We start from the raw sequence: 11063 nt of genomic DNA, 5'->3' as shown, positions 1-11063 counted from the left end.
CCCTGACCCTCCCCGGCGCGGCGACACGGCACAGGACAAGTCAGCTCCCGCCGTGGCGGATCGGCATCAGCAGGTAGCGGTAGGCGCCCTCGTCAACGGCGCCGCGGCCGCTGTCCTTGCCGGTGAGCACCGCGGGTTTCGCGGCGGCCTCGGCCGGATCGGCGTCGACGAACCCGATCGTCGCCTGATCGTCCTCGACGGCACCGAGCCCGTCCAGCAGGTAGGACGGGTTGAACAGCACCGAGAGCTCGGGACCTGCGTACTCGACCGGAATCGTCTCGCTGGCCTGTGCGCCACCGCCGTCCCCGGCCTCGGCGACGACCTGGTCGCGGGTGAACGTGAACCGCAGCGGCCCGGTGCGGGTGGCGACGACAGCCACCCGGCGGACCGCCGCGGCGAGCGCCGCGGTCTGCGCGGTGACGACGAGCGCGGCCGCCTCGGGCAGGAGCTTGCGGTAGTTGGGAAACGTCCCTTCGATGAGTCGGACGATGGTCTGCCGGCCGCCGGCGGCGAGGCCGAGCCGGGCGCCGGACGGATCGTCGAGGTCCAGGCCAATCATGATGCGGGAGGCCGACGTCGGCGTGCGGGCCACCTCGGCGAGAACCTTGGCGGGCACGTGCGCGAGCGCCCACGGATCGTCGACTGTCGGCTGCCAGGGTATGCCGCGTACCGCGAGCCGGTACCGGTCGGTGGCGGCGAGGGTCAGCCCGCGCCCGGAGATCTCCATCCGGACCGCGGTGAGCACGGGCATGGTCTCGTCCCGGCCGGCCGCCGGGGCGACCTGACCGACCGCGGACGCGAACCCGAGCGTGTCCACCTCACCGATCGGTCCGGGAAAGCTGGGGAGCTTCGGGTAGTCGCCCGGGTCCATTAACGGCACGGTGAAACGGACGCTGCCGCAGCGCAGGACCAGCCGGTCACCGTCGACCACGACGTCGACCGTCGTCGCGGGCAGGCTGCGCACGATGTCCGTGAGGAGCCGGCCGGGCACCAGCACCCGCCCCGGTCCGTCCACCGAGGCCGCGACCGGAGCCCGCACCGCCACCTCCGTGTCGTACGCGCAGATCGTCAGGACCGAGGCCGTGGCCGGCCCCTGGCGCGCCGCGGAACCAGGAGACGCCGCGGAACCCGACGGCAGGGGAACCGCGGTGGGCGCCGACGCCGGGGCGCCATGGCCCGCGGTGAGCAGGATGCCGGTCAGGACGTTCCGGGCCGGGCCCGGCCGGTTGGGTAGATGCCGAGCGGCCCAGCCGGTCGCGTCAGCGAACGCGTCGCGTTCCACGCTGAACCTCATGAGTGCGATTGTCCTCGGCCACGGCGCGGAATCACCGCATTCAGCGGGCGGTGTTTGTTCCCCGTCCGTGGATGTCCGCGAGATCTCCGCCCGGACGGGCCGCAGCCGCCACGTCGTGAGGAGAGGCGGCGGCGCTACCAGTGGTCCGCCGCCGCCCGCAACCGGTCGGCTGCGCTCAGATGCGGTCCGAGCTGAATCGCACAGCGCCCGCCGAGAGGACGGCTCCGGGGAACACACGCGCCCCGGACCGCAGCTCGTTGCCTCGCTCGATCCGTGCCCCGTCGCCGATGACCACCCCGTCGAGCGCGACACCGGAGCCGATCACCGCGTCCCGACCGATCACGCTGTCCCGCACGACCGCCCCGGCCTCGATGACCGCACCGTCGAACAGCACGGCACCGTCGATCGCGGCACCCGCGCCGACCCACGCACCGGTCCCGACGGTCGCCCCGCCACCGATCTTGGCGTCGGCGGCCACGACAGCACCGGGCAGCACCAGGCAGTCCCCGACCGGCCCCGGCAGCGCCGACGACGCCATCCGGCCGGTCACCAGATCGCGACTGCCCTGCACGAACGCCGCGGGAGTTCCGAGGTCGAGCCAGTAGGTGTCATCCGGGTAACCCATGACCGTCGTGCCGGCGGCCAGCAGTCCCGGGAAGGTCTCCCGCTCGACCGAGACCGGTCGTCCCGTCGGGATCGTGTCGATGACGGACCGCCGGAACACGTAGCACCCGGCGTTGATCAGATTGGTGGGCGGGTCCGGGGTCTTCTCCAGGAAGGCGGTGACGCGACCATCGTCGTCGACGGGCACGACCCCGAAGGCACGCGGGTCCACCACCCGGGTCAGATGCAGGGTGACCGCCGCGCCGGTCCCCGTGTGCCGCGCGACGAGGGCCTGGATGTCCAGACCGGCGAGGATGTCACCGTTGAAGATCATGACCGGATCGTCCGGTCCCCCGTGGAGCCGCTCGGCCACGTTGCGGATCGCGCCGCCCGTGCCCATCGGCTCGGTCTCGGTGACATACTCCAGCTGGAGTCCGTGCGCCGAGCCGTCCCCGAAGTACTCCTCGAAGACCTCCGCCCGGTACGAGGTGGCGAGCACCACCCGGTCGATTCCCGCGTCTCGCGCGCGAGCCAGCATGTGCGCGGTGACCGGCACCCCCGCGACCGGCAACATCGGCTTCGGTGCCGACATCGTGAGCGGTCGCAGGCGGGTCCCCTGACCGCCGACAAGCATCACTGCGTCCATGGGGCGTCAGTGTCGCAGAACACGCGGTGGGCGCTGAAAACGGATCGGGGTCGGGACCATACAACGAACGGCATGCCATGGTTTCGACACGTTGCGTCGGACCGGGGTTCACCGAGCCGTCCGGATATCCCAAATATCTCGGACATCCAGGACATCCTCAACTACCAGCGACTCGGCTACCAGCGACTCGACTGCCGGCCATCGGCCGGCCGCGGTCCGCTCAGGCGCCCCGCGCGGCACCGCCCCGGGGAAGCAGATCGGCGGAACGGGTCGCCTTCGCCCCCGCGCTGTCCCGGGCGAAGATCAGCGCGAGCAGCAGCCGGACCACGAGACCGACCCCGAGCAGCAGCCGCAGCGGCGCGCGCGCGTTGCCGGGGTACTGCCGGGACAGGTAGCGGAACATGCTGCGGTGATGAGCCAGCACCATCCGCCGTGACGACCGCTTCGTCGAGTGCCCGCCGAGGTGCTCGACCACCGCGGACGGCACGTACACCGACTGCCAGGACACCTCGCCGACGCGGCGGCCGAGGTCGACGTCCTCCATGAACATGAAGTAGGACTCGTCGAACCCGCCGACCGCCTCGAAGGCCTCCCGGCGCAGCAGCTGGCAGGAACCGGACAACCAGCCGGCGGTCATCTCCCGGGGGAGGCCCCGCTCCCGCCGGTAGGAGGCCGTCCACGGATTCGTCGGCCAGCACCAGCCGAACAAGGCGTGCCCCACCCCGCGGCCGAGAGAGGGCAGGTCCCGGGCCGAGGGGTAGAGCGCCCCGTCCGGATTGATGATCCCCGGGCCGAAGGCCCCGCCCCCCGGCCAGCGGTCGGCCGCGGCAATCAGTTCGTCGACCGCACCGGGCGCGAAGGAGATGTCGGCATTGGAGATCACCAGCCAGGGCCCGCGGGCTCCGGCGGCACCACGGTTGACCGCGGTGCCATAGCCGAGGTTGCGACCCGGGCGCACCAGGCGCACCTCGGCCCGCTCGGCGGCCGCCCTCGTGCCCTCGTCGAGGTGCGGCGAGTTGTCCACCACGACGACCTCGTAGGGCCGCGTGGTCGCCTTCGCCAGCGAGTCGAGGAAGGCGCCGATCACCTCCCCGGACCGGAAGGTCACGACGACGACCCGGATCTCCGGATCCACACCCATGTCTCGCCCGCCCGTTCTCGCCCACCGCTGGTCGCCCGACACGTTCCCGTGACGACGCACGGCACCTTGCACCGAGGAGACCGTAGCGCGCCCTTTGCGGCGTTCCTCGCCCCGGGGCCGGGCCGACGGGCGCCTCAGCGCTCGGCGACCGCCCGCGCGTAGCTCGCGAGATGCGCCTCGGCGCTGGCCGCCCAGGTAAACTCCCGGGCCCGGGCGAGACCGGCCTGACCGAGCTGCCTGCGCCGCTCGGCGTCATCGAGCAGGGCGCCCATCTCCCGGGCGATCGAGCCGGCGTCCGGCTGGGTGTAGGCGACGGCATCGCCGCCGACTTCCGGCAGCGACAGGCGCGGCGTGGTGAGAACCGGGGCGCCGCAGGCCATCGCCTCCAGCACCGGCAGCCCGAAGCCCTCACCGTGCGAGGGATACGCCACCAGTGACGAACCTCCCAGATAGCCCGGCAGGTCGGAGAAGCGCAGATAACCCGGCCGGATCACCCGCAGGTGGCTCGGCACCGAGGCGACGGCGGCATCGACGTCGTCGTCCCAGCCGGAGCCGCCGGCCAGGACGAGCGCGGGCGGCTCGTCCCGCCAGTGCACCGCCTCGGCCCAGCCCCGGATGAGGTTCGGCACGTTCTTGCGCGGCTCCAGCATCCCGAGGAACGCGACGTAGCGCGAGTCGCCAAGCCCGAGCCGGCGGCGCACCCGCCGCTTGTCCTCCTCGGTCGGCGGATGGAAGGTCGACGTGTCGACGCCGTGGTAGGCGACGTCGGTGGTCGTCGGCTCCCCGTCGAGCACCCGCACCAGCTCGTCCCGGGTGGCCTTCGAGGGGACGATGATCCGGACCGCCCGGCGCACCGCGGTGCGCATCGCGGACCGGAAGAACGTGCCCTTCACCGCGGTGTGCATGTCGGGCTCGGTGAAGAAGGTGACGTCATGAATCGTCACGCACACGGGCTGGTGCGCCCGCAACGGCATCGTGTAGTGCGGTGAATGGATGACATCGGCATTCACCTGTTCGGCGACCAGTGGCAGCCCGGTCTGTTCCCAGGCCAACCGCGCGGGCCGGTGGGCGATGGCCGCCGGCCCGGACAGAACGGTGGCGTGTGGAGCCATCCGGCTGTAGCGTTCCTCATCCGACCGTTGGCAGACGAGCGCCATGTCCGCGCCGGTCGCGCCCAGCGCCGCGACCAACCCGTCGACATAACGCCCCACGCCACCACGGTCGGCCGGGACCGAAGTGGCGTCGACGAGCACCCGGGGTCCCACGGCGCTCCCTCCCTGACGCGCCACCCGCGACGGGGTGGTCGCTTGCTTCACGGTGACCGCTTGCTTCTCAACGGGGGCAACACTACGCCCGCCCGTCGTCGGCGACGGACACGGCGGGGGAACCGCTGACTCGACGGTAGAGCGCCCACGTCGCCAGTGCTGCCCCTTTCCAGGTAAATGACCGGGCACGAAGGCGTCCAGACTCCGACAGCCGCCCCCGCAGGCCCGGATCGCCCATGACCTTCGCCACCGCGGCGCCCAGCGCGGCCGGGTCGTCCACCCCGACTACCACGGCGGCGCCCCCACCGACCTCGACCAGCGCGGGGGCATCCGAGACGATGACCGGCACACCGTGCGCCATCGCCTCGACGACCGGCAGCCCGAAGCCCTCCGACCGGCTCGGCGCGAGCAGTACGCCCGCACGGGACAGGACCACGGCGAGATCCTCGTCACTGAGCCGCCCAAGGGTGCGCACCCGGTCCGCGCCCAGACCGTGCCTGGCCGCCGCCGCGCGCACGTCCAGCCCACCCCAGCCGGTCGCGCCGACGTGGACCAACGGCAGGCCCGGATCGCCCGGTCGTCGCAGCGCCGCGAGCGCGGTGTCGAGGCCCTTACGGGGTTCGAGCGTGGCGAGGGTGAGTAGATAACGCCCTGGAGGGGGTAGCCCCATCCGCGCGGCGCGGGCGTCGGCATCGGGCGGAACCCGGACCACGGCGTCGGCGACTCCCTCCCCGATCGCGTGCAGGCGGTCTTCGGGGATCGGCAGATGCCGGGCGATCTCGGCCGCTACCGCGAGCGTCGGCACGACGACCGCGTCGGCGTGGCGTGCGGCCCGTTCGCCCATCAGCCGGTGCCACCGGACCCCGTGCGGGGTCAGGGTCTCGGGATGCGTCCAGGGAACGGCGTCGTGGATCGTCACGACGAGCTTCGGGCGCGGCCGGCGCCGATCCAGGGTATTACCCAGGGCCGGCGCGACGGTTCCGGAGGCCCAGGAAGCCAGCGACGGACGGGGCGGCGCGCCGGAAAGTCCGGAAGGTGGAGATGAGTCCACATAACCCGGAGAGCGCCGATAATCCGGAGAACGCCGGGAGTCACCGGACCGTCGCCCGCGCCGGGACCCGGTCCGAGAACCGGTCCGGTCGTCGAGGCCGCGCAGGGCGTCCGCCACCGAACCGGTCACGAACCCCCGGGTACCACCCGCGGGTGGCACCAGCAGGGTCGGAGCGTGAATGACGTCCACCCCTGTCGGAGCCGGGCCCACGCCACACGCCCAGGCCACGGCGAGTGCGCGGCGAGGCAGACCAAGTCGGAACGGACCGAAGACGCCGGGCAACACGGCCGGACCGACCTCCCGGCGCCCGGCACACCACCCGGTCACCCGGTCCTCGGGGGCGGCGGTGCGGGCGAGCGCCGCCGCGAGCTCGGCGGAGTAGCGCCCGGTCCCGCCAGGAACCGGCGCGAGCAGCTGCTCGACAAGGAAACCCACACGCACGGGTCACAGTCTGCCCCTGCCTCCTCCATTCCCGGACAGCCGGCCCGGTCCCCGGACAGCCGGGGCCGGTGGGCCGGCGGGGTCAGCGGCCGCAGGCGCGCAGGGCCGCGAGTGCCATCACGGCGCAGGAGATCCCGCCGACCAGGTATCCCCAGCCCCGATGGCCGAAGAGCGCGAACCCGGCACCCATCCCGGCCACGATCAGCCCGAACAGCAGCACGGTCAGGACGACGGCGAGGATGCGCTGGTTACGCAGGGAGGTGGGGGGCGGCGGCGGGCCCATCCGCGGCCCGTGCTCCGGCTGCCGGCGCGGTTCACGGCCGGGGCCCGGGCGTGCCGACCGGCCGGCGGACGCCATCGTTCAGCCCTCCCGTTTGCGGGCGTGGGTGAGTACGACGCTGCCCGCGGTGTCGGGAGCCCGCCGGTCCGACAGGGCGACGGCCGGCGAGAGCACGGCCGCGGCGTTCCATCCCGTCCTGCCGCCCTTGGCGGACAAGGTCAGGTAGAGCCGCTCGGCGCGTTCGCTGCGGAACATGTACGTCTGCCGAATGACCTCGAGCCCGACATCGTCGAGCAGCTTGGCGAGATGGTCGCCGGAATAGGTGTGCCTGACGTAGTAGCGCTCGCGGTGCCGGTCGAACAGATCCGGCCAGGACGCCGCCCGGGTGAGGGCGTCGGCAGACATCACCAGGTCGCCACCCGGACGCAGCACCCGCGCCATCTCGGCAAGCGCGGCCGGCCCATCGTCGAAGTGCTCGATGGCGCAGACCGACATAACGACGTCGAACGTGGCCGCGGCGAACGGCAGCGCCAAGGCGTCCCCCTCGACGAGCCCGGGATGCCCGCGCAGCCGGCGACCGAACTGCAGCTTGTGCCGGGCGAGGTCGAGGCACACCGCCCGAGCCCCGCGACGGACGGCCTGGCCGGCCCAGTAGCCGTCACCGCCGGCCACATCGAGCAGGGTGCGCCCGGCCAGTTCCCCCGCCCACGACAGCAGGGTGCCGACCTCCCGGCGACGCATGACATGTACCTGATGGCCCACGAAGGCGAGGGCGTCGGCCCGCACCGGGCTCACAGGTCGGCCCCGCCCATCCGGTCAGCCCGGCCCATCCGGTCAGCCCGGCCCATCCGGTCAGCCCGGCCCATCCGGTCAGCCTTGCTCATTCCAGTCCGCCTTCCGAGTCCACGATTCACGCGTGGTCCACGATCCAGGGATGGGCCGTGACTCGCGCATACGCCACGGCTCAGGTGTGCCCAAACGCGCCCAACGTCACATCAAGGTAACGCTCCCACGCCCCGTCGATGTCCGGCGGTATGACCTTCGAGCGCAGCCCGGCGAGCACGCCGGGCTCGTAGAGCCGCCGCAGCGCCACCGCCAGCGCCTCCGCGTCGTCGGGCGGCACGAGTAGACCGTCCACGCCATCGCGGACCGTGGTGGCGAGTGTTCCCACCGTGGTCGCCACGACCGGCACACCGTGCAGGTGCGCGAGATCGACGTTCTGCGACGCCGTTCCGGCCCGGTAGGGAAGCACCAGAGCGTCGGCACCGGCGAACAGCGCGGGCACCTCCGCCGCGTCGACATAGCCCGACCGCAGGTCCACCCGGGTGGCCAGGCCGAGCTCCTCGACCAGGCGGGCGGTCTCCCCCGTCCCGCCCCAGAACTCGCCGGCGACGGTGAGACGAACGTCCGCCGGCCCGCGGGCCAACGCCCGCAGCAGGACGTCCAGTCCCTTGTACGGCCGCACCAGCCCGAAGAACAGCAGATTGCGCCGGGTGACGTCGGCGGATGGCCCACCGCGGCCGGCCACCGGCCCGGGCGGCGAGGACGGCAGACCCGAGGAGGACGGACCCGAGGACGGCAGACGCGAGGACCACAGGTGCGTGGCCATCTCGGCCACCAGGACCGGAGCAGGGGTGAGGCACGCGGCGAGCTCCGCCTGGGCCGGCGTGTGGACGAGAACAGCCGACGACCGGCGCAGCACCGCACTGGTCAGCGGTTCGTCCACGGCCCGGCGCTCGTGCGGCAGGACGTTGTGGCAGAGTGCCACGACCGTGGGACCCGCGCCTCCGGAACCCGCTCGCCCGGAACCCGTGCCCCGGCCGCGCAGCCCCCGGGCCCGCAGCCCCGGGGCCCGCAGTGCGCCGAGGACGCCCAGGTAGGCCGGGGCCTGCACGGGGGTAACGACGACCAGGATCACCGCGTCGGCCTGCCGCCGCAGGCGCCTGCCGAGCCGGATCCACCCATCCGGTCTGCGCCACGACAACGGGTAGCGGGTGACCTCGAACGGCTCCATCTCGGGCTCGGTGACGCGCTGCACGCCGGGATAGAGCCGCGCGGGGTATTGCGCCGACCAGGACTCGACCGCCACCTCGTGGCCCCGCGCCGACAGCCGGTGCGCAAGCTCGGTGGTGTGCTGCGCGATCCCCCCCTTGTAGGGATGGGTCGGACCGACGATCGCGATGCGCACGCCGGTCAGGTGTCGCTGCGCGAGCGGGCCACCAGATCGCCGATCAACGCCAGCACGACGATCTGGAAGCCGACCAGAATCGCCAGCAGCGTCGACGTCGCCACATGGAAGTCGTAGCGGATCACGTCCACGATCAGCTTGACAAAACCCAAACCCATGATCCACAGGGCGACCGGCATGAGAACCTTGATCGGATCGAAGTACATCACCATCCGCAGCACCTGAAGGATGTAACGCCGCGCGTCCCGGAAGGGATGGAACTTCGACGTTCCGGACCGTTTTGCGTAATCAATCGGGAGGTAATCCACCGGATGCTGGTTCGACAGGAAGGACATCGTGATCGTGGTGACGCAGGAGAAACCGGGGGGCAGTAGCCGCAGATAGGGCAGGGAAACGTCCCGGCGGAAGGCACGAAGCCCGGAGTTGAGGTCGGGAATCTTCATGCCGGACAGCCGCTGGGCGATTATCCGGATGAACCATTTCGCCGGCACCCGGGCCCACTTGTGAGTACCCTCCTCGGTGCGGCGCGCCCCGACGACCTGGTCGACGTCGAGGTTGTCGTCCAGGTAACGGACGAACTCCGGGATGCGCTCGTTCGGGTACGTCATGTCGGCGTCGGTCCAGACGACGATCTTGCCGCGGGCCTCCTGGGTCCCGATCCGGCGGGCCGTGCCGGAACCACCGTTGCGGCGGAACGGCATCACCCGCATGCACGGGAACCGCGGGGCCACCTCGCGCAGCACCGCGAGCGTGTTGTCGGTCGACTTGTCGTCAATCGCCAAGACTTCGTAGGAGTAACCGCTCGCGTCCATCGCGGCGGTGATGCGCTCGAGTTCGAGCACCACATGGTCCTGCTCGTTGTAGCAGGGCAGCACGATGGTCACGTAAGGGGTGTCCGGACCGGCGGCAGCGACGCCGTCCCCGGAAGCCGCCCGCACTGGGGTGCCGGCCTGCGGATGTTCAGGTCGGTGGATGGCGCTGACACTCACGTCGGTGTGGCTCCCGGTCGTCGTTCCGGCCCAGCGGCGTCCCGGGCCGGCGTCCTGGCGGCCCGACGTCGTCAGTTCCCGCCCCGATCGCCGGTCCGTGGCGATGGTGCACGCTCCGTCGAGGGCTCGCGCACGACTCTAGAGTGGCATGCCCGCCCCGGCGAGCCGACAGCCGGGCGGTCCCGGCCATCGGGGCAGCGCCTACTGTTGCTCCGTGGGTGCGTTCAGAAATGATCTGCGGGAGTATGTGCGGCACGTTCGTTCGCTGCGGGCGGCGCAGGAGACCTCGGCCCGCTCGTTCGTGGCCGGGCTGCGTTACCCGCTCGCGTACAGGCAACCGATCTGGACCGGTTCCCCCACCGTGATCGAAGGCCGGGAACGCATCGAGTTCGCCGAGGGCGCAGCGCTACGGGTGGGGCTCGGCGCGTTCGGACTGTCGACCCGGCGCGACACCTCGATCATCCGGGTGCATCCCGAGGGCCGCCTGCGCTGCGAAGGTGTCGTGTCGCTGCAGCGGGGCGTGCGGATCGTCGTCGACTCGGGCGTACTGGAACTCGGCCCCGGGGCGAACATCAACGGGTTCGCCAAGATCCTCGTGCGCGAACGCGTCTCGATCGGCGCCTGCTGCAACGTCTCGTGGGACACCCAGCTACTCGACAACGACTTCCATCCGATGGTCGTCGACGGCGTGGAGCAGCCGATGAGCGGGCCGATCGTGCTGGAGGACCGGGCCTGGATCGGCACGGGGGCTATCGTGCTCAAGGGCGTGACGATCGGCGAGAGCGCCGTCGTCGCCGCGGGCTCGGTGGTGACCCGGGACGTGCCGCCCAAGGCCGTCGCCGCCGGATCCCCCGCGAAGATCGTCGGCCACATCGACTCCTGGCGCTGATCCGGCGCCCGGATCGCGCGCTCCGGACGTCGGGCCTCGGCTGCCCGCGTGCCACGCGGACAGCTCCGCGGCCACGCCTAAAACCGGAATCTTCGCCTCGCCCAAATCCGACAGATCCTGCTATTCGACAGATCCTGCTATCCGTGCTATCCGGCGGACTTTGCATCCGGATAGCCGAAGGCATCCACCTCGATCCCCCGATTCAATAACGGTGAACCAGCCCTCGAGCGGTCACGATGATGGTTGCAGGCTGTGACACCGCCAGTCCCAATGCCG

General features: G+C 71.8%; 10 protein-coding genes. 1 reads left to right on the top strand and 9 read right to left on the bottom strand.

Annotated features, from left to right (window positions below):
• Positions 1-40: 40 nt before the first annotated feature.
• The 9 genes from dnaN to AC08OJ_RS15180 all read right to left on the bottom strand — a co-directional run bounded on the left by dnaN (position 41) and on the right by AC08OJ_RS15180 (position 9898).
• Positions 41-1294, bottom strand: coding sequence for a DNA polymerase III subunit beta (gene dnaN, locus AC08OJ_RS15220; protein ID WP_476593618.1), 1254 nt, complete (start codon positions 1292-1294; stop codon positions 41-43).
• A gap of 175 nt (positions 1295-1469) precedes the next feature.
• A complete protein-coding gene (gene manB, locus AC08OJ_RS15215) occupies positions 1470-2543 on the bottom strand; it encodes a mannose-1-phosphate guanylyltransferase (protein ID WP_476593617.1) in 1074 nt (357 codons plus the stop codon).
• Positions 2544-2763: 220 nt separating this feature from the next.
• Positions 2764-3684 (bottom strand): glycosyltransferase family 2 protein, encoded by a 921-nt coding sequence (locus AC08OJ_RS15210; RefSeq protein ID WP_476593616.1) that lies wholly within the window; start codon positions 3682-3684, stop codon positions 2764-2766.
• A 134-nt stretch (positions 3685-3818) separates the two neighbouring features.
• Entirely contained in the window at positions 3819-4949 is a 1131-nt protein-coding gene (locus tag AC08OJ_RS15205; RefSeq protein WP_476593615.1) for a glycosyltransferase family 4 protein, read from the bottom strand.
• A gap of 82 nt (positions 4950-5031) precedes the next feature.
• Positions 5032-6441: a glycosyltransferase family 4 protein gene (locus tag AC08OJ_RS15200; protein WP_476596051.1), complete on the bottom strand. Its 1410-nt coding sequence runs from the start codon at positions 6439-6441 to the stop codon at positions 5032-5034.
• A gap of 82 nt (positions 6442-6523) precedes the next feature.
• A complete protein-coding gene (locus AC08OJ_RS15195) occupies positions 6524-6799 on the bottom strand; it encodes a hypothetical protein (protein WP_476593613.1) in 276 nt (91 codons plus the stop codon).
• Between the two features lie 3 nt (positions 6800-6802).
• The gene (locus tag AC08OJ_RS15190) at positions 6803-7516 is read right to left on the bottom strand and encodes a class I SAM-dependent methyltransferase (protein WP_476593612.1); all 714 of its coding nucleotides are present in this window, start codon (positions 7514-7516) and stop codon (positions 6803-6805) included.
• Between the two features lie 169 nt (positions 7517-7685).
• Positions 7686-8909 (bottom strand): glycosyltransferase, encoded by a 1224-nt coding sequence (locus AC08OJ_RS15185; protein ID WP_476593611.1) that lies wholly within the window; start codon positions 8907-8909, stop codon positions 7686-7688.
• Positions 8910-8914: 5 nt separating this feature from the next.
• Complete coding sequence (locus AC08OJ_RS15180) at positions 8915-9898, bottom strand: glycosyltransferase family 2 protein (protein ID WP_462187461.1); 984 nt, start codon at positions 9896-9898, stop codon at positions 8915-8917.
• Between the two features lie 214 nt (positions 9899-10112).
• On the opposite strand from AC08OJ_RS15180, the gene AC08OJ_RS15175 reads away from it, so the two are divergent.
• Positions 10113-10787 carry an acyltransferase gene (locus tag AC08OJ_RS15175; protein WP_476593610.1) on the top strand — a complete coding sequence of 225 codons (675 nt, stop codon included), beginning with the start codon at positions 10113-10115 and terminating at the stop codon, positions 10785-10787.
• Positions 10788-11063 lie beyond the last annotated feature (276 nt).

The organism is Frankia sp. CgKIO3 (genome assembly GCF_977946435.1).
The sequence above is the reverse complement of the archived record's forward strand: the minus strand, read 5'-3'. Positions and strand labels throughout refer to the sequence as shown.

Excerpts from the sequence above, each read along its gene's own strand:
- dnaN (WP_476593618.1), bottom strand. The coding sequence starts at position 1,294 with ATGAGGTTCAGCGTGGAACGCGACGCGTTCGCTGACGCGACCGGCTGG.
- manB (WP_476593617.1), bottom strand. The coding sequence starts at position 2,543 with ATGGACGCAGTGATGCTTGTCGGCGGTCAGGGGACCCGCCTGCGACCG.
- AC08OJ_RS15210 (WP_476593616.1), bottom strand. The coding sequence starts at position 3,684 with ATGGGTGTGGATCCGGAGATCCGGGTCGTCGTCGTGACCTTCCGGTCC.
- AC08OJ_RS15195 (WP_476593613.1), bottom strand. The coding sequence starts at position 6,799 with ATGGCGTCCGCCGGCCGGTCGGCACGCCCGGGCCCCGGCCGTGAACCG.